The organism is Geminicoccus flavidas, from assembly GCF_009806515.1.
GTDB lineage: Bacteria > Pseudomonadota > Alphaproteobacteria > Geminicoccales > Geminicoccaceae > Geminicoccus > Geminicoccus flavidus.
The window spans coordinates 1-530 of sequence record NZ_WUJP01001144.1; the positions used below are offsets into that span (position 1 = coordinate 1).

A 530-nucleotide genomic window follows, 5' to 3' on the forward strand; every position below is an offset into this window, starting at 1 on the left:
TTGAGTTCAAACTGGATGCCGTTGATTTCCTCCGTCTTCCATCCCCTCAGTGAAAACAAGTCATCGTAGAGCGAACTGCATCTGTTGGCGCGGATGTAGAAGTGCGTGCAATGCTTCTCTATCTCACTGACAATTTCCTTCGAGCACGAACCACAGTCGGCTCTGAAGCGATTCACACGGATGCTGTTGGCTTCCAGTAGGGCAAAGAATCTCTTGTGGGTCTCAGCCTGATAAAAGCGCACATTTGTGTTGCCATCGCTGTTCTCGACATAGACAATCATGTCACCGATGACATATACGCCAGGTCTGTAGCCGAGGAACTTCTTGTATGTCGGTTTTGCATCATACTTCTCTGTTTCAAGGAACTGATGGTCGAAATCAACATCGTAGGTTTCCACCTCATTCAGTTCACCAGTGGAAACCAAGGCTTTTATAAGCAAGGCGTTGAGCTTGTCTGCCGTATTGAAATCATAGGTCTTGCCCTTATCGGAAGTATATGAGATGTTTTCCTGTGTCAGTTCCTTGATGGC

1 pseudogene is annotated in these 530 nt (G+C 46.8%); it reads right to left on the reverse strand.

The window, feature by feature from the left end:
* Positions 1 to 530: pseudogene (locus EQG76_RS31495) on the reverse strand (IS1380-like element IS614 family transposase); the annotation flags it as partial.